Origin of the sequence: Winslowiella toletana, assembly GCF_032164335.1 — a bacterium.
GTDB classification, from domain to species: domain Bacteria; phylum Pseudomonadota; class Gammaproteobacteria; order Enterobacterales; family Enterobacteriaceae; genus Erwinia; species Erwinia toletana_A.
Window position 1 is genome coordinate 2,718,468 of sequence record NZ_CP134152.1, and the last position, 19,396, is coordinate 2,737,863.

A 19,396-nucleotide genomic window follows, 5' to 3' on the forward strand; every position below is an offset into this window, starting at 1 on the left:
AACTGCATCATCCGTTACATTGGATCCACTTTCAGGCAAGAGACCGCATGGCGGAAACTGCCTTCCAGCAGTGGGCGGGTTTTAGCGCATTCCGGCCCGGCAATCGGGCAGCGAGTGCGAAACACGCAGCCTGATGGTGGGTTAATTGGCGACGGCAACTCCCCTTCCAGCAACTGAATAGTTTTCTGCTTTTCCAGATCGGGATCGGGTATCGGCACCGCCGACATCAGCGCTTTGGTGTACGGATGTTGCGGATTACTGTAGACGTTGTCATAGGTACCCAGCTCCACCGCATGGCCGAGATACATCACCAGCACCCGATCGGAGATATGCTTCACTACCGCCAGATCGTGGGCGATAAAGATCAGCGACAGCCCCATCTCACGCTGCAACTGTTGCAACAGATTGACCACCTGCGCCTGAATCGACACGTCGAGGGCCGACACCGGCTCGTCACAGATAATCAGCTTCGGCTCAAGGATCAACGCGCGGGCAATACCAATACGCTGACACTGACCGCCTGAGAACTCGTGTGGATAGCGGTTGATCAGGTTAGGCAGCAGGCCGACCTTGATCATCATCGCCTTCACTTTATCCTTAATTTGCTGACGCGGCATTTTCGGATGGTAAGTACGCAGCGGCTCGGCAATGATCTCACCGATGGTCATCCTCGGGTTTAGCGAGGCCAGCGGATCCTGGAAGATCATCTGAATATCACTGCGCGCCTTACGCCACTCTTCCGCATTTTGCCCAAGCAGATCGCGCCCTAACCAGGCCACGCGACCGTCGGTAGCGGGCACCAGCCCGATTATCGCCCGCGCCAGCGTCGACTTACCGCAGCCCGATTCACCCACCACCCCAAGGGTTTCGCCTTCATACAGACGCAGGCTGACGCCATCGACCGCTTTCAGGGTTTTCGGCGGCTGCCAGAACCACTGTTTGCCATCTTTAATATCGAAATGCACCTTAAGATCGGCGATTTCCAGCAATACTTTCTTTTCGGCTACCACGCTCATACCAACTCCTCCACCGGCTTAAAGCAGGCACGTAAGCGCCCTTCACCAAAGGCTTCCAGCGGCGGTGCACTGGCACAAATATCCATTGCGTACGGGCAACGCGGCTGGAACGGGCAGCCTTTCGGCAGACGTAACAGGTTTGGCGGATTACCCGGAATGGTCATCAGCGTATCATTTTCCACTGCATCCAGCCGTGGCACCGCATTCAGCAGGCCAATGGAGTAAGGATGCGCCGGACGATAAAACACATCGCGCGCCTGACCATATTCCATGGTTCTTCCGGCATACATCACCAGCACTTTATTACAGATGCCTGCCACGACGCCGAGATCGTGGGTAATCATAATAATCGCGGTATTGAATTCACGTTTCAGCTCATTCAGCAGCGTCATGATCTGCGCCTGTACCGTCACGTCCAGTGCGGTAGTCGGCTCATCGGCAATCAGCAGTTTCGGCCGGCAGAGAAGCGCCATTGCAATCATCACGCGTTGGCGCATGCCGCCGGAAAACTCATGCGGATACATCTTCATACGCTTGCGCGCTTCCGGCATTTTCACCGCATCCAGCATTCGCACCGACTCTTCAAATGCCTGGCTGCTGCTCATGCCTTTATGCAGCTGCAACACTTCCATTAACTGCTCGCCTACTTTCATATAGGGATTCAGCGAAGTCATCGGGTCCTGGAAGATCATCGCAATCTGTTCGGCGCGCAGTTTGTTCAGCTGCTTTTCCGGCAAATTAAGAATCTGTTTACCGTTAAACAGTGCCGATCCGCCAATACGACCATTGCTGGCCAGCAACCCCATCAGCGCAAAAGCGGTTTGCGATTTACCGGAGCCGGACTCACCGACAATCCCCAGTGTTTCACCGGCACTCAGGCTAAAGTTAAGATCGTTAACTGCCGTGACGTCTCCGTCCGGGGTTTTAAAGGTTACGCGCAGATCTTTTACATCCAGCAGCGCCGCGCTTCCCGTGGTTTTTGCCATTGCTGGCTGTGTTTCAATTATGCTCATCGGGAAACTCCTTAACGATCTTTCGGGTCGAGGGCATCACGCAGGCCATCGCCAATAAAGTTAAAACAGAATAGCGTCACCACCAGGAAGCCCGCCGGATACAGCAACAGCCACGGCGACACTTCCATCGAGTTAGCACCATCGCTGAGCAGCGCGCCCCAGCTGCTCAGCGGCTCTTGCGTGCCGAGACCCAGGAAACTGAGGAAAGATTCAAACAGGATCATGCTGGGAACCAGCAGTGAAGCGTAAACCACCACCACGCCTAACACGTTTGGCACAATATGTCGCACCACGATATTGAAGGTCGAGACACCGCCGACGTGGGCCGCTTCGATAAACTCTTTACGCTTCAGGCTCAGGGTCTGACCGCGCACAATACGCGCCATATCCAGCCAGGAAACCATGCCGATAGCGACAAAAATGAGCAGAATATTCTGGCCAAAAAAGGTTACCAGCAAGATGACAAAGAACATAAACGGGAAGGAGTTAAGGATCTCCAGCAGTCGCATCATCACCGAGTCAATTTTACCGCCAAGGTAACCGGACAGCGAGCCATACAGCGTGCCAAGCAGTACCGCCACCAGCGCCGCCGATACGCCGACCATCAGTGAAATACGTCCACCAATCGCCACGCGCACCAGCAAATCACGCCCGGAAGAGTCGGTACCAAAATAGTGACCGGAGGCCATATCCGGAGCCGCAGACATCATTGCCCAGTCGGTATCGTCATAGGCATACTGTGACAGCATCGGGGCAAGAATAACAAACAGCGCAATCAGCAACAGCACAACCAGGCTGGTTAGTGCTGCGCGGTTATGGATAAAGCGACGACGCGCATCCTGCCAGAGGCTGCGCCCTTCGACTTCCAGCTTTTCACTGAAAGCATCGAGAGCTTCGCTATTTTTCTTACTTAAAATCATGGCGAGCTCCAGCGTTAATAACGAATTTTAGGATCGATAACGGCGTACAGCACATCAACGATCGCGTTAAACAGAATAGTCAGCGCACCCACCAGAATCGTCAGGCTAAGTACCAGTGAGTAGTCACGGTTCAGCGCCCCGTTCACAAACAGCTGACCAATACCTGGCAGACCATAAATGGTTTCAATTACCATTGAGCCGGTGATAATACCGACAAAGGCTGGCCCGAGATAAGACAGTACCGGCAGCAGCGCAGGTTTCAGCGCATGACGCAACACGATGCGGTGCATCGGTAAACCTTTCGCTCGCGCTGTGCGAATAAAGTTGGAGTGCAGCACTTCAATCATCGAGCCACGGGTGATACGCGCAATACTGGCAATATAGGCCAGCGATAACGCCACCATCGGCAGAATCATAAATTTCAGCGCCCCGCCGTTCCAGCCACCGCCCGGCAACCATTTCAGCATAATCGCAAACACCATCACCAGCAGCGGCGCAACCACAAAGCTGGGTATCACCACCCCGGTCATGGCGATCCCCATTACCGTGTAGTCCCATTTGGTATTTTGATTCAGTGCCGCGATCACCCCGGCAGTCACCCCCAATACCAGCGCCAGCAGAAACGCCGCAGCGCCCAGTTTGGCCGATACCGGGAATGAACCGGCGACCAGATCGTTCACCGTATAGTCTTTATATTTAAACGATGGACCAAAATCGCCGTGGGCCAGCTGCTTCAGGTAGCTGAAGTACTGCGTCATAATCGGATCGTTTAAGTGATATTTGGCTTCAATATTGGCCATAACCTCTGGCGCGAGCGTGCGCTCACCGGTAAAAGGGCTGCCCGGTGCTAAACGCATCATAAAGAATGAGATGGTGATAAGAATAAATAACGTCGGAATCGCTTCCAGACAACGACGTAAAATGAACTTTAACATTGCCCGTACCTACATGGCTCAAACTACAGAATAAAAACAAACGATGCCGCAATCAGGGGCAGCAATTCGCCGCCCCTGCGACCCGCAACCTGTTGGCTGCTAATTAATGCTTAATGATATACAGATTTTTATCGTAAACGTTATCCAGCGGATCTTTACCGGTATAGCCGCCAACATACGGTTTCACCAGACGCGCATTGACATAGTAATAAACCGGAACGATCACCGAATCTTTATCGAGAATTTTTTCCGCTTCGGCATACAGCTCACTGCGTTTCTCATCGGAAGGTGCAGCCAGCGTCTGGCTCATCGCCTTGTCAAAATCTGGGTTCTTATAGTGTGAGGTATTATTGCTGCTGTCAGACAGCATGGTATTCAGGAAGCTGGTCGGTTCGTTGTAATCCGCACACCAGCCAGCACGCGCCACATCGAAGTTACCCTGATGGCGGGTATCAAGGAAGGTTTTCCACTCCTGGTTCTGTAGCTTAACGTTAACGCCCAGATTTTTCTTCCAGATAGAGGCGGCGGCAATTGCCAGTTTTTTATGCAGATCTGAGGTGTTGTATAGCAGGTCAAAGGTCAGCGGTTTATCGGCGGTAAAGCCGGCTTCTGCCAGCAGTTTTTTCGCTTCTTCATTACGTTTTTCTTGTGACCAGCTAAACCACTCCGGCTCGGTCAGTTTGATACCGTCGGTGTATGGCGGGGTATAACTGTAAGCCGGCAGATCGCCCTGATTTTTCACCTTATGTACGATGATATCGCGGTCAATACCCAGCTTCAGTGCAGCACGCACCCGCGGATCGTTAAATGGCGGCTTCTGGTTATTAATTTCGTAGTAATAAGTGCAGAGATACGGATCAACACGCACCTCTTTTGGAATCTCTTTTTTCAGCTTCTGGAACAGTTCGATCGGCATATTGTTATAGGTCATATCGCTGCCGCCGCTGCGATAGCGGTTAACATCGGTCACTTCAGAAGAGATTGGCAGGAACGTCACTTTTTCCAGTTTGGTGTTGGCGTTATCCCAGTATTCAGGGTTACGCTCCATCACGATACGCTCGTTGACCACCCACTCTTTCAGTTTAAAGGCACCATTGCCGACCCAGTTTGCTGGCTGAGTCCACTTCTCACCAAATTTATCTACCGCTGGCTTATACACTGGCGACATTGATGGATGAATCAGCAGTTTGTAGAAATAAGGGACCGGCTCGCTGAGGGTGACTTCCAGCGTATTAGCGTCAATCGCTTTTACACCCAGTTCAGTTGGCTTTTTCTTACCGGCAATAATGTCATCGATATTGGCCAGATGACCGTATTGCAGATAGCTGGCGTAAGGCGATGCGGTATTGGGATCGGCCAGACGCTGCCAGCTGTAAACGAAATCTTGCGCAGTTACCGGCTCGCCGTTTGACCATTTGGCATTTTTACGCAGGTGGAAGGTCCACACCTTGCCATCTTTATTTTCCCAGCTTTCTGCCACACCCGGAATTGGATGACCGTCCAAATCACTGATAATCAGACCTTCCAGCAAATTGCGGCTGGCGTTTGATTCCGGCACGCCTTCGATTTTATGCGGATCGAGCGATTGCAGTTCAGCGCCGTTGCCCTTTACCAGCTCTTGTTTAGCGGCCAGTTCGACGCCTGCCGGCACATTTGCCGCCAGTGCGCTTTGCGCACCCAGCGCGGCCATCACCGCAACGGCGATCAGGCTTTTTCTCGTGATGTTGGTCATTGTGTCAATACTCCAGTGATTATTATTGCTGATGCAGTGAGAGCTCAGCTATTTCCCGTAACCGGGTAACCTGCTGGCGACATTGGAACGAATAAATGTCGCCAGCAGCGTTCTTGTGGCCCCGCAGAGCCTTCATCGTTCGCCGCACCCGAGCTGTTTCGCCCGGTACGCAGCAAATTAATGTTTAGTAACGTAGTAATATTTCAGATCGGTATTATCCTGCGGATCTTTACCGGTATAGCCACCGACCCAGGGTTTAACCAGTCGTACGCTGACGCGGTAGTAAACCGGGATAATCGCCGAGTCGTTATCAAGCTGATTTTCTGCCTGCTGATAAATCGCCGCCCGCGCCCGATCGTCGCCTGCCGTCAGTGATTTCGCCATCAGTTGGTCAAAAGCCGGGCTTTTATAAAAAGCGGTATTGGTCGACGAGTCACTCAGTAACATATTGAGGAAGGTCGACGGTTCGTTATAGTCAGAACACCAGGTGGCGCGCACCACGTCAAACTCACCGTTGTGACGGGCGGTCAGTAGCGTTTTCCACTCCTGATTCTGCAAAGCGACATCGGCACCGAGGTTCTTTTTCCACATGGATGCGGCGGCAATCGCCTGCTTTTTATTCTGATCGGAGGTGTTATACAGCAGGGTGAATTTCAGCGGTTTATCGGCGCTGTAACCCGCTTCCGCCAGCAGCGCTTTGGCTTTCGCGTTGCGTTCGGCCTGCGTCAATGTGAACCACGACGGTGGCGTTAAACTGGCTCCTTCGGTAAACGGTGGCGTCAAACCATAGGCCGGGATTTGTCCCTGCCCCATAATTTTTTCGGCAATGATATCCCGGTCCAGCGTCAGCTTCAGCGCGGTGCGCACCCGCGCATCGGTAAAAGGTGCACGCTGATTATTGATTTCGTAATAGAAGGTACAAAGATAAGGACTGACGCGCACCTGCTGCCCAAGCTGCTTTTTCAGCATCGGGTAGAGATCGGGCGGAATGGCGCTGTTGGTGATATCAATTTCACCGCTGCGATAGCGGTTTACATCACTGACCTCAGATGCAATCGGTAAAAATGTGCCCTGCTCAATGACCGTTTTACTGTTATTCCAGTATTGCGGATTACGCTTTAGCACAATCTTTTCGTTAACCACCCAGTTGCCAAGCGTGTAAGCGCCGTTACCAACATAGTGTTCTGGCCGCGTCCATTGTTCACCATAGCTTTCCACCGCGTGTCGATTCACCGGTTTCATCGCGGTATGGGCCAGCATCGACAGCAGATAAGGCACCGGCTCACTGAGCGTCACTTGCAAACGACGATCGTCCAGCGCCTTAACGCCAAGAGCACTGACCGGCTTTTTACCGTTGATAATGTCATCGACGTTTTCAATATGGGCATACTGTACATAGCTGGCGTAAGGCGACGCGGTCTTGGGATCAACCAGTCGCTGCCAACTCCAGACGAAATCCTGTGCGGTGACCGGCTCGCCATTGCTCCAGCGCGCATCGTCACGCAGCCAGAACGTCCAGACTTTGCCTCCCTGATTTTCCCAGCGCTCTGCCACGCCCGGTACCAGATGCCCGTAGTTATCATTCGACACTAAGCCTTCCAGCAGGTTAAGAATAATACTGCTTTCCGGCACGCCTTCGGTTTTATGCGGATCGAGGGAAGCCACTTCGGTGCCGTTATTGATCACCACCGACTGTTGTGCAGCAAGGTCAGTGCCCGCCGGTACGCTGGCGGCAACAACCGGACCGGCCAGTCCGAATGTAAGGATAAAACCGGGCGAAATGCGTTTTCGCATAGCGTTGCTCAATTTCATGAAACGTTAATTCATCCTTATAATGGGCTTACCAACTGGATAGCCAGTACCTCTGACATGGCAGCCAGACTTCAGGATCGCAGCAGACGATTAACTGATTAAACTCAGTAATTCGGCTGTAAGAATTCCGCTGGCTCCGCTACAACTTCAAATAACTTAAGGGTTAAGCAAAATCCGTTCTCATTTTGCCAACAGCCCGAATTTTTTTTCACGATGTGTCGGAAATTAACAGAACACGTCATTCTGCGCCAAAGCAAAATCCTAAAAATGTTAACTAATTCTCTTTTATCATGTTAACGATTGACGTCAAAGCGTTATTTGTTAACTAAAAATATCTTTCAAATGATTGATTTATATCGATATTATTTAATTTAATGTTGATTTAAAGTTACCAGAAAGATCTGAGTGCGCACAAAATGCACAAATTTTGTTAAATTATCACTCTCTCAGCACAATCCGCTGCATTAAATGCATAATTAATGATAAGAACGCCAGAAAAAAGCATTTAGCTATCAGAGAATCATGTGAAAAAAATAACATCATCCAGACACTGCCATCATTGTCAGCAGATCGAAAGAAATGATTCTTATAATGTGTCGCGCAGATTAAGCAGAACGAATAATTGCACCATAAAGAGGCAATAGTTTCACAGGATGCACTGTTTTTGCGCGTGGGAAGTTTAATACTAAAAAATAAGCGCATAATATGCGCTTATTTTTGAAGGTGGGAGCAGAGAAAAGGGTTAGCCCAGCAGGCCGGGGAAAATTGATTTGATGCCGGTGACGATAAATTCAATGCCCAGCGCCATCAGCAGTAACCCCATGATTCGGGTAATCACGTTAATTCCGGTTTGACCCAACAAGCGAACCATTAGCGGCGCCGCGCGGAATAGCAGCCAGCAACAGCCGGCAAACAACGCAATCGCCAGGCTGAAACCAATCAGGTTCTGCCAGCTGTGATAGCGGGTACTCCAGACAATCGTCGAACTGATAGCACCCGGCCCGGCCATCAACGGCAACGCCAGTGGCACTACACCAATACTTTCGCGGATTGCGCTTTCTGACTTCTCCTGCTTGTTCTGTTTATCTTCTCCCAGCTTACCGCTGATCATCGACATCGCTATCGTCACCACCAGAATACCGCCAGCAATGCGGAAGGAATCGATAGAAATGCCAAATACATGCAGTATGGCATCGCCGAGAAACAGTGAGGTCCAGAGAATGATCGCCACTGCCAGATTGGCCGTCAGGTTGGTTTTATTGCGCTCTACCGCGCCCTGATAGCTGGTCATGCTGATAAATACCGGAATAATGCCGACCGGATTAACCAGCGCAAAGAGCCCGACAAAGAATTTAATGTAGCCGGATAAATCAAGAATTTCAGGGTTCACTCAGCGCTCCAGACCTGAGCCAGTTTAAGGCGGCTAATTTAATCGAAAATTGTCGCGGATTCCAGCGGGCAAAGCAGCATATCACACAAAGATTAGGTCATTTAACCAGCATAAAATTCCACAAATAGCACCAAACCCAGCTTGTTATGCGAAGCAGTAACAAATCTGTTAATTAATCAGAAAAATTTATACTTTTTGTCAACAAATCACTTCGGCTGAAAGGTGTCAGCTTACATAAAGGTTGATGCAGATCAAAAAACAGCTACCTCGGAGGGGGTAAGCTCAGTGACAAATAAAGGAGAGATAAAACCGCAGCAGAGCGTAGCATCAGTCTGTAAATGCAGTAAAACTCTTTCAGTAAATGAAGCAGAGGTTAGCGCGATTCAAATGCCGACTTCAGCGCAGTGAAACGACAGTATCAGATGCGCTGACTATACTCGCTAATCAGGTTTATTTACTAAAAGAGTTTAAACTTCCATCAGGAGAGCATTATGGCCGTTACTAATGTCGCTGAACTTAACGCACTTGTTGAACGTGTTAAAAAAGCACAGCGTGAATACGCCAATTTCACTCAAGAGCAAGTAGACAAAATTTTCCGCGCTGCCGCATTCGCTGCCGCAGATGCCCGAATTCCCCTCGCTAAATTAGCCGTTGCCGAATCGGGTATGGGTATTGTCGAAGATAAAGTCATCAAAAACCACTTTGCTTCAGAATACATCTACAACGCCTACAAAGATGAAAAAACCTGCGGTATCCTCGAAACTGATGACACCTTTGGTACTATCACCATTGCAGAACCTACCGGTATTATTTGCGGTATCGTTCCGACCACTAACCCAACCTCCACCGCTATCTTCAAGGCATTAATCAGCCTGAAAACCCGTAACGGCATTATTTTCTCTCCGCATCCACGTGCTAAAGATGCCACCAACAAAGCGGCCGATATCGTGTTGCAGGCGGCAATCGCAGCCGGTGCGCCAAAAGATATTATCGGCTGGATCGATGTGCCTTCGGTGGAACTGTCTAACCAACTGATGCATCACCCGGATATTAACCTGATCCTCGCGACCGGTGGCCCGGGCATGGTGAAGGCGGCGTACAGCTCCGGTAAACCGGCAATTGGTGTCGGCGCGGGTAATACGCCGGTGGTGATTGATGAAACGGCAGATATCAAACGTGCGGTGGCATCGATTCTGATGTCGAAAACCTTCGATAACGGCGTGATCTGCGCATCAGAGCAGTCAGTAATCGTGGTTGATTCAGTTTATGACGCGGTTCGCGAGCGTTTTGCCAGCCACGGTGGCTACCTGCTACAGGGCCAGGATCTGAAAGCGGTGCAGGATATCATCCTGAAGAATGGCGCGTTAAACGCGGCAATTGTCGGCCAGCCAGCAGTGAAAATTGCTGAGATGGCGGGTATCACCGTGCCATCGAATACCCGAATTCTGATCGGTGAAGTGAAACTGGTTGATGAATCTGAGCCTTTTGCTCATGAAAAACTGTCGCCTACCCTTGCGATGTACCGTGCGAAAGACTTTGCCGACGCGGTCAGCAAAGCGGAACAGCTGGTAGCGATGGGCGGTATCGGTCACACCTCTTGCCTGTACACCGATCAGGATAATGAACGCGAACGCGTTAATTATTTCGGCGACAAGATGAAAACCGCCCGTATCCTGATCAATACTCCGGCCTCACAGGGTGGGATCGGCGATCTGTATAACTTTAAGCTGGCACCGTCGTTAACGCTGGGTTGTGGTTCATGGGGTGGCAACTCCATTTCTGAAAACGTCGGACCTAAACATCTGATCAACAAGAAAACCGTGGCCAAGCGAGCAGAGAATATGTTGTGGCATAAACTTCCGAAGTCCATTTACTTCCGTCGCGGTTCACTGCCTATTGCCCTTGAAGAAGTGGCGACCGACGGTGCAAAACGCGCGTTCATCGTCACTGACCGCTATCTGTTTAACAACGGTTATGCTGACCAGATCACTTCTGTGCTGAAATCTCACGGCATTGAAACAGAAGTGTTCTTCGAAGTTGAAGCGGATCCGACGCTGAGCATCGTGCGTAAAGGTGCCGAGCAGATGCACTCCTTTAAACCTGATGTGATTATCGCTCTGGGTGGTGGTTCACCAATGGATGCGGCTAAAATCATGTGGGTAATGTATGAGCATCCGGAAACCCACTTTGAAGAGCTGGCGCTGCGCTTTATGGATATCCGTAAACGTATCTATAAATTCCCGAAAATGGGTGTGAAAGCGAAAATGATCGCCGTCACCACCACTTCCGGCACCGGTTCAGAAGTGACACCGTTTGCGGTAGTTACCGATGATGCTACCGGCCAGAAATACCCACTGGCGGATTACGCGCTCACTCCGGATATGGCGATTGTTGATGCCAACCTGGTGATGAACATGCCAAAATCTCTCTGCGCCTTTGGTGGTCTCGATGCGGTAACTCACGCACTGGAAGCCTACGTGTCCGTGCTGGCAAATGAGTACTCCGATGGCCAGGCATTACAGGCTCTGAAACTGCTGCAACACAACCTGCCTGCCAGTTATAAAGAAGGGGCAAAAAACCCGGTCGCCCGCGAACGCGTACATAATGCCGCTACCATCGCCGGTATTGCCTTTGCCAACGCCTTCCTTGGGGTTTGTCACTCAATGGCGCACAAACTGGGCTCTGAGTTCCATATCCCGCATGGTCTGGCTAACGCCCTGCTGATTGCCAACGTCATCCGCTACAACGCGAATGACAACCCAACCAAGCAGACAGCTTTCAGCCAGTATGACCGCCCTCAGGCACGTCGTCGCTACGCGGAAATCGCTGATCACTTAGGTTTAAGCGCTGCCGGTGACCGTACCGCAGAGAAAATTGAGAAGCTGCTCGCCTGGCTGGAAGAGATCAAGGCAGAGTTGGGCATTCCGAAATCTATCCGTGAAGCAGGCGTTCAGGAAGCGGACTTCCTCGCCAAAGTGGATAAGCTGGCTGAAGATGCATTCGACGACCAGTGTACCGGTGCTAACCCGCGTTATCCGCTGATTGCTGAGCTGAAACAGATTATGCTGGATACCTTCTATGGTCGTGACTTTGTTGAGCCTTTCACCTCTGTCGCCGAAGCGGTTAAAGCGCAGCCGGTCAAAAGTGTTAAAGCTGAAAAGAAAGTAAAAAAGTAACGCTGTAGTCAGATGTTAAAAAAACCCGCTTCGGCGGGTTTTTTTATTGTTGGCTGGAGACAGGTCTGCGGTTCAACGTCACCCCATGGCTTATCACTCTATGCCGATACGCTTCGGGTGCCATAAATAGCACTGTGGGCACCGGTTTCCAGCGCCTCTTTATAGTGTTTACGACAAACTGAGACGTAGCGCTCATTCCCACCAATTACCACTTGCTCACCCTCTTTATAAGGCGCGCCATTACTGTCCAGCCGTAATACCATGCTGGCCTTACGTCCGCAGTGGCAGATTGTTTTTAACTCGACCAGCTTATCTGACCAGGCCAATAAATACTCGCTGCCGCTAAACAATTCACCGCGAAAATCTGTACGTAACCCATAACAAAGTACAGGTATATCGAGATTATCAACAACATCGGAAAGTTCTTTAACTTGTTCTCTTGTAAGAAATTGGCTTTCATCCAACAGTACGCAATGTACCGTTTGTTGTTGATGTTCTGCGCTAATTTCATTGAACAATGATGTCTGGTTATTATACAGCTTCGCTGGAGATGAGAGACCAATTCGCGAGCTGACTTTGCCCAGCCCAAAGCGGTTGTCAATCTCGGCGGTATAGATCAGCGTGCGCATGCCTCTCTCGTGATAATTATAAGATGACTGCAACAGCGCGGTAGATTTGCCCGCGTTCATCGCCGAATAATAAAAATAAAGCTGAGCCATCAGGCCAAACTCCACAAAAAGGTTAACAAGTGTCCGGCGGAAGTGTATCACAGTATCGGGCTATATACGCCTTTACGGCGACTAAACCGGATGTCGCTGCCAGCTGTTTTCCACCCTGCTTACGACTCATTACTGTGATTGCTGTTTTAAACAGCGTCATAAGCATCGGCGTTTGCATCGCATAAAACGTCAAACACGCTATAAAGAAGTCTTTAATATTCTCAGACTTTTCTCTATTTCACTTTACATGGAGCTGCTATGTAAGCCCATTCTTACCTGTGCGTTATCAATAATTGGCTTTTCGTGGCAGTACATATCCTTGATCGCGCAGGGGTGTTAAGGCCTATTTTTTTATCAAATGGCATATTTCTAAGGCAGCAGGCTTTAAAATTTGGCAAATAGGGTTAAACTTATCGCAGGTTAAATAGTTATTTTGAGTTTCTTACAAAATTATCTATTGCAGTTCCTATTTCCGACCTCTATTATTATCAGGCAGAACATTTTCTCCCACCCAATATAATTTTGAGATTAGACAATGAGCGAAGCACTTAAAATTCTGAACAACATCCGCACCCTGCGTGCACAAGCCAGAGAATGCACCCTGGAAACTCTGGAAGAGATGCTGGAAAAACTGGAAGTCGTCGTTAACGAACGTCGTGAAGAAGATACTCAGGCTCAGGCTGAGATTGAAGAGCGTACTCGTAAGCTGCAGCAATATCGTGAAATGCTGATTGCTGATGGCATCGATCCTAATGAACTGCTGCAGACTATGGCTGCAACCAAAGCTGCGGGCAAAGCGAAACGTGCTGCACGTCCGGCTAAGTATTCATACATCGATGAAAACGGCGAATCCAAAACCTGGACTGGCCAGGGCCGTACTCCAGCAGTAATCAAAAAAGCAATTGAAGAGCAAGGTAAACAGCTGGATGATTTCCTGCTGTAATAGCTGTTCAGGGTGCTTCCCAATTAACCCCATTTGATAAAATGGGGTTTTTTATTGTTGATAATTGTTGAACATTTGTTCCATCAGGGTAAGCAAAAACAAAGGAAGCCATTGGCTTCCTTTTTTATTTTATGACATGTCATGGCATACCCGCCACTACACCTTGTAGAACGCCCTGTACCACTCTACAAAGCGTTTAATCCCTTCATCCACACCTGTCTGCGGCTTAAAGTCTATAACGTCATACAGTGCGCTGGTATCCGCGCTGGTTTCCAGCACATCACCCGGTTGCATCGGCAGCATATTTTTATCGGCTATCATTCCAAGCGCGTTCTCCAGTGCCTCAATGTATGCCATTAGGGTAACGGGCTGGCTGTTGCCGATATTATAGACACGGTAAGGCGCAGAGCTGGTGGCTGGCGATCCGGTTTCAACCGTCCACTGTGGATCTTTCTGCGGCACAATATCCTGTAACCGAAATATTGATTCAACGATATCGTCAATATAAGTAAAATCGCGACGCATTTGTCCATGGTTATACACATCAATACTTTCACCGGCGAGAATAGCGCGGGTAAACTTAAACAGTGCCATATCCGGACGGCCCCACGGGCCATAAACAGTAAAGAATCGCAAACCAGTTGTCGGAATTCCGTACAAATGAGAATAAGTATGCGACATCAGTTCATTAGCTTTTTTGGTCGCGGCGTAAAGTGAAACCGGATGATCGACAGAATCATCTGTCGAGAATGGCATCTTTTTGTTAAGACCGTATACCGAACTTGAAGAAGCATATAACAGATGGCCAATGTTATGGTGACGACAACCTTCCAGCACATTTAAATGGCCGATCAGATTAGCATCAGCATAGGCATGCGGATTATCGATGGAATAACGCACGCCAGCCTGTGCCGCTAAATGTATTACCCGCTCAAAACCTTGCTCGGCGAATAATTGCGCCATCCCCTGCCTGTCGGCGAGGTCACATTCAACGAATACAAATTCAGGATGAGTTTTAATCAGTTCGAGGCGGGATAACTTGAGGTTTACATCGTAGTAATCATTCAGGTTGTCGATTCCGACAACCTGGTGACCGGCTGACAACAAACGTTGGCTAACGTGAAAACCAATGAAGCCTGCTGCGCCGGTAACCAGATATTTCATACTGTCCTCATTAATTATGCAATTTGAATAGACGCTCCGCGGCCGATTGCATAATAAACAAAACCGCGCTTGCTGACTCTTTCTGGATCATACAGGTTACGACCATCAAAAATCACGGGTTCTTTTAAGGCATTTTTAATCACATCGAAGTCAGGTGCGCGGAAGTTTTTCCACTCGGTACAAATTACCAGACCATCGGCACCTTGCAGTGCCGCTTCTTTAGTGCCCATCAGCTTCAGGTCGGTACGATGACCGTAGATGCGCTGTGCTTCATCCATCGCTTCAGGATCGAACGCCTGAACCGAAGCACCCGCTTCCCATAAAGTCTCCATCAGCACGCGGGCGGATGCTTCACGCATATCATCCGTATTCGGTTTAAACGACAGGCCCCAAAGTGCGAAGGTTTTCCCCTGTAGATCATCACCAAAGTGGCGCTTAATAAACGCTGGCAGTTTGGTTTTCTGCGAATCGTTGACGTCTTCCACCGCTTTCAACAGGCGTGGGTTGTAACCAATCGACTCAGCGGTACGAATCAGTGCCTGCACGTCTTTCGGGAAGCAGGAGCCGCCGTAGCCACAGCCAGGGTAAATGAAGTGGTAGCCGATACGCGGATCGGAACCAATACCCATACGGACTTTTTCGATATCGGCACCCAGACGCTCCGCCAGGTTCGAAATCTCATTCATAAAGCTGATTTTGGTTGCCAGCATGCAGTTGGCCGCATACTTGGTCAGCTCTGCACTGCGGATATCCATCAGGATCATACGATCGTGATTGCGGTTAAACGGCTCGTACAGCTCACGCAGCAGTTCAACCACTTCTTCATTGTCAGTACCGACCACGATACGCTCAGGACGCATACAATCGCTGACCGCAGCGCCCTCTTTCAGGAACTCCGGATTCGACACCACATCAAAGCTGATATCCAGCTGGCGCGTCTTCAGCGTTTCCGACATCACAGCACGTACGCGGTCTGCAGTACCTACCGGCACGGTAGATTTGTCGATAACCACTTTATGACCGTTCATAAACTGCGCAATGGTACGTGCCACAGCAGTAACATATTTCAGGTCCGCTGAACCATCTTCGTCTGGCGGTGTACCCACAGCGATAAACTGCATCACACCGTGATTCACACCCTCTTCAGCATTGGTGCTGAATTTCAGTCGGCCAGCTTCATAGTTTTGCATGACCAGAGGCGTCAGGCCGGGTTCAAAGATAGGGATAATACCCTTCTTGAGATTTTCGACTTTGTTAGCGTCAACATCGATGCAAAGAACGTCGTGTCCAACTTCGGCCAGAACCGCAGCCTGAACCAGACCCACATAGCCGATACCAAATACGGTAACTTTCATTAACTTATCTCGCGTTAAAAAACATTACTTTTTGTTGCCAACGGTGCTTTCAAGCCACTCTTTGAAATCACTACCCAGTGACGCGTGACGCACACCATATTCAACGAAAGCCTGCATATAGCCAAGTTTGTTACCGCAGTCATGGCTGACGCCCTTCAGGTGGTAAGCTTCAACCGTCTCTTTTTCCATCAGCATGGCAATAGAGTCAGTCAGCTGCACTTCACCGCCTGCGCCCGGAGGGGTTTTCGCCAGCAGAGGCCAGATATCAGCAGACAACACATAACGGCCCACTACTGCCAGATTAGATGGCGCTTCAGCGGCTTTAGGCTTCTCAACCACACCCACCATCGGAGCGCTTTCGCCCGGATTCAGTTCGCGACCTTCGCAATCCACCACGCCGTAGGCGGTCACATCCGCTACCGGCTCAACCATAATCTGGCTGTGGCCGCTTTCATCAAAGCGCTTCAGCATATCTGCAAGGTTATCTTTGGATGGATTAGACTCATACTCGTCGATAATCACATCAGGCAGAATAACCGCAACGGGCTCGTCGCCCACTAACGGATGCGCGCACATCACCGCGTGTCCAAGACCTTTAGCAATACCCTGACGCACCTGCATAATGGTCACATGTGGTGGGCAAATAGACTGGATTTCGTCCAGCAGCTGACGCTTAACGCGTTTTTCCAGCATCGCTTCCAGTTCAAAGCTGGTATCGAAATGGTTTTCAATGGAGTTCTTGGAAGAGTGCGTAACCAGCACAATTTCGTTAATTCCTGCGGCAATACATTCATTAACGACATACTGAATCAACGGCTTATCAACCAGCGGCAGCATCTCTTTTGGAATAGCTTTGGTTGCTGGCAACATACGTGTTCCCAAACCCGCTACAGGGATTACCGCTTTTTTTACTTTAGACTTATAGGCAGACATCAAGATACCTCTCTTTAGGCCGTTCAAGTTTTTTACTTGAGTATGTCGAATTAAAAACGAAATGAGTATATCAGTTCAGAGGCCCGGGATTTATCCCGGATAGACAAATTCCAGTAAAATTAAGACTATTACCCAAGTTCATCGTAAGTTTAAAGCTAATGGCTGAGCCTGTCGTCAGCCGATCTGAGTTTATTATTACTTCGTTTATTATTCAGTCGATAACATAAGTCTTAATCTGCCACCCGCGCCCCAAACCTGACACTGCCAGGCATCACATCGCTGAGTAATTTGATTAAGATGCGTGCTGCCGAGCGTTCCCAGCGGTACGCCGTTATTGAGCTGAATTTGATGAGTGTTGATGTTGAGCGTGGCATTCAGCCCGGCAGAAACCAGAATCAGATTTTTTAAACCCTGATGGTAATATCCGACTAATAACGGAAACTGACCGGTAAGATTGGCTTGGCGTAATAACAGGTTAACCTGTTTCAACAACCCGCTTAATTCTGGCAGTCGCTGACCCTGACCGGATAACTGCTCCTGCAGTAACCCATTGAACAGCGCCCGTAATAACAGCGCCGCCAGCACGCCGTTATCACCGGCGCGGGTGACGTCCAGACAGTAGAATGCGAGGTCTTTTTCGGAAAGCGCTGCGATATCCAGCACCAGTCCCGGCTGCTCAGCCATCGTTAACTGGCGATAATTAATACGGCAGTTGGCAATCACCTGTTGTACCGGGGGCTGCAACTGCTTAAGCAATTTTGCCGCCGCTGAAGGATCGCGCACCAGAGCATCCCAGTCCTGAAACAGCTGCTCATCCTCTTCAACTTTTGAGGTGAACATCGACGGATAGAGGCACTCATAAACCGCCTCGCGCAATCGCTCAAGATCTTTGATCGGCTTTAACAATACATCCTGCACCCCAAGACGCAGCACGTGGGCAATGTCCGACATATTTTCGGTTGCCGAGATTATCAGAATCGGTAACTGATTACCGCGCGCGCGCAGATGTTCCACCAGCTTAATGCCATTCATTCGCGGCATATCCAGATCGCAAATCATCAAATCTGGTGACACGCGCTGTAGCGCATCAACGGCTTCCAGACCATCGGTGGCCGAGAAGATAGTTGCACCCAATGCCTGAAGGAAATTTTCCAGCAGGGTACGGAAAACCACCTCATCTTCTACGATGAGTATTTGTTTCCCGTTTAATGGTTTTTCCATTGTTCCCCCTTGTGCGCCAGATAATTAAATAGTGGTTCATAAAACGCACTTATGCCTGTCAGAATTGCCTGAAGTAACATGTGTGCCTGACCAGCCTCAATTATCTGTTCCGAACAAGCGGTAAAAGCTCATCCATTTTTTTTTCGACGGCCTCTTTGCCAGCAGCAATCGCTTCATCTGCACGATGGAAGTCCAGCGTTGATATCTGCGGGCAAAAAGGTTGAATAAGTACATCCGGCGGATCGCCAGCCATACGAGTAAGTTTAATCCGGTTTTCCAGCACCTGAATAGAGGTGCTCATAATCTCCATCGCCCCAGGGCTATGGTTGATCCGTCGCTGGGCCATTTTAGACAGTTGCTGACGGAGCTTTCCACCCCAGCTGGTCGCCTGTTCATATTGCTGCTCCTCAGATTGGGGTGTGACTGACAGTAAGTCCTGTTGCATCAGGTGGGCATCATGCTGTAAGTCGACGGCGATAACTATATCAGCCCCCAACGCGCGGGTCAGTGAAATCGGCACCGGATTCACCACCGCCCCATCGACCAGCCAGTAACCGTTATAACCAACAGGAGCCAGCAGGCCTGGCATACTGCAGGATGCGCGTACTGCCCGATGTAGATCGCCCTCCGTCAGCCATAGCTCACGGCCGGTACTGAGGTTGGTCGTCACCGCGCCAAAACGCAGCTTACACTGCTCGATATTTTCATGTTCCACTACCCGGCGAACATGATTAAACACCCGATCCCCACGTAATAAACCACCGCGACGCCATGAAAAATCCATCAGCCGGAGCACATCCCAGTAGCTGAATGAGCGCACCCATTTTTCCATCATCGGCAGCCGTTCACTGGCATAGGCAGCACCAACCAGTGCGCCAACCGAACAGCCTGCCACGATGTCGACCTGAATGCCTGCGCGTTGCAGGGCATTAATCACGCCGATATGGGCCCATCCTTTGGCAGCGCCAGAACCCAGCGCCAGTCCAATTTTAACCTGTCTCATTCAACCTCTGGTGATAACTTAACGTGCAAATGGCTAACCGACTGCCGCTCGGTTAACATAACGC

Annotated in this window: 15 protein-coding genes; 2 read left to right on the top strand and 13 right to left on the bottom strand. The window is 49.9% G+C overall.

The window, feature by feature from the left end; all coding sequences use genetic code 11:
* Positions 1–14 precede the first annotated feature (14 nt).
* From oppF to RIN69_RS12670, 7 genes are all read right to left on the bottom strand, one after another.
* The gene (gene oppF, locus RIN69_RS12640) at positions 15–1,016 is read right to left on the bottom strand and encodes a murein tripeptide/oligopeptide ABC transporter ATP binding protein OppF (RefSeq protein ID WP_313852199.1); all 1,002 of its coding nucleotides are present in this window, start codon (positions 1,014–1,016) and stop codon (positions 15–17) included.
* Complete coding sequence (oppD, locus tag RIN69_RS12645; protein WP_313852200.1) at positions 1,013–2,029, bottom strand: ABC transporter ATP-binding protein; 1,017 nt, start codon at positions 2,027–2,029, stop codon at positions 1,013–1,015. Before oppD ends, oppF begins: the two co-directional genes overlap by 4 nt.
* Before the next feature lie 11 nt (positions 2,030–2,040).
* On the bottom strand, positions 2,041–2,949 hold the full coding sequence (gene oppC / locus RIN69_RS12650) for an oligopeptide ABC transporter permease OppC (RefSeq protein ID WP_313852201.1): 909 nt from the start codon (positions 2,947–2,949) through the stop codon (positions 2,041–2,043).
* Between the two features lie 14 nt (positions 2,950–2,963).
* Positions 2,964–3,884 (bottom strand): oligopeptide ABC transporter permease OppB, encoded by a 921-nt coding sequence (oppB, locus tag RIN69_RS12655; protein ID WP_313852202.1) that lies wholly within the window; start codon positions 3,882–3,884, stop codon positions 2,964–2,966.
* 103 nt (positions 3,885–3,987) lie between these two features.
* Positions 3,988–5,616: an oligopeptide ABC transporter substrate-binding protein OppA gene (gene oppA / locus RIN69_RS12660; protein WP_313852204.1), complete on the bottom strand. Its 1,629-nt coding sequence runs from the start codon at positions 5,614–5,616 to the stop codon at positions 3,988–3,990.
* A gap of 177 nt (positions 5,617–5,793) precedes the next feature.
* Positions 5,794–7,422 carry an ABC transporter substrate-binding protein gene (locus tag RIN69_RS12665; RefSeq protein ID WP_390902541.1) on the bottom strand — a complete coding sequence of 543 codons (1,629 nt, stop codon included), beginning with the start codon at positions 7,420–7,422 and terminating at the stop codon, positions 5,794–5,796.
* Positions 7,423–8,170: 748 nt separating this feature from the next.
* Positions 8,171–8,818, bottom strand: coding sequence for a YchE family NAAT transporter (locus RIN69_RS12670; protein ID WP_313852206.1), 648 nt, complete (start codon positions 8,816–8,818; stop codon positions 8,171–8,173).
* A 491-nt stretch (positions 8,819–9,309) separates the two neighbouring features.
* On the opposite strand from RIN69_RS12670, the gene adhE reads away from it, so the two are divergent.
* A complete protein-coding gene (gene adhE / locus RIN69_RS12675) occupies positions 9,310–11,994 on the top strand; it encodes a bifunctional acetaldehyde-CoA/alcohol dehydrogenase (RefSeq protein WP_313852207.1) in 2,685 nt (894 codons plus the stop codon).
* Positions 11,995–12,092: 98 nt separating this feature from the next.
* On the opposite strand, the gene tdk is transcribed toward adhE, so the two are convergent.
* A complete protein-coding gene (gene tdk, locus RIN69_RS12680; RefSeq protein WP_313852208.1) occupies positions 12,093–12,713 on the bottom strand; it encodes a thymidine kinase in 621 nt (206 codons plus the stop codon).
* Between the two features lie 535 nt (positions 12,714–13,248).
* On the opposite strand from tdk, the gene hns reads away from it, so the two are divergent.
* Positions 13,249–13,656, top strand: coding sequence for a histone-like nucleoid-structuring protein H-NS (gene hns / locus RIN69_RS12685; protein ID WP_313852209.1), 408 nt, complete (start codon positions 13,249–13,251; stop codon positions 13,654–13,656).
* 156 nt (positions 13,657–13,812) lie between these two features.
* Here the strand turns inward: hns and RIN69_RS12690 are convergent, their stop codons facing one another.
* From RIN69_RS12690 to rssA, 5 genes are all read right to left on the bottom strand, one after another.
* Positions 13,813–14,820: an NAD-dependent epimerase gene (locus tag RIN69_RS12690; protein WP_313852210.1), complete on the bottom strand. Its 1,008-nt coding sequence runs from the start codon at positions 14,818–14,820 to the stop codon at positions 13,813–13,815.
* Positions 14,821–14,834: 14 nt separating this feature from the next.
* Positions 14,835–16,175, bottom strand: a complete 1,341-nt coding sequence (locus RIN69_RS12695; protein WP_313852211.1) for a UDP-glucose dehydrogenase family protein — start codon at positions 16,173–16,175, stop codon at positions 14,835–14,837.
* 24 nt (positions 16,176–16,199) lie between these two features.
* Positions 16,200–17,108, bottom strand: a complete 909-nt coding sequence (gene galU, locus RIN69_RS12700; protein WP_313852212.1) for a UTP--glucose-1-phosphate uridylyltransferase GalU — start codon at positions 17,106–17,108, stop codon at positions 16,200–16,202.
* 207 nt (positions 17,109–17,315) lie between these two features.
* Positions 17,316–18,329 carry a two-component system response regulator RssB gene (rssB, locus tag RIN69_RS12705; protein ID WP_313852213.1) on the bottom strand — a complete coding sequence of 338 codons (1,014 nt, stop codon included), beginning with the start codon at positions 18,327–18,329 and terminating at the stop codon, positions 17,316–17,318.
* Positions 18,330–18,429: 100 nt separating this feature from the next.
* Entirely contained in the window at positions 18,430–19,332 is a 903-nt protein-coding gene (rssA, locus tag RIN69_RS12710) for a patatin-like phospholipase RssA (protein ID WP_313852214.1), read from the bottom strand.
* Positions 19,333–19,396: the final 64 nt, after the last annotated feature.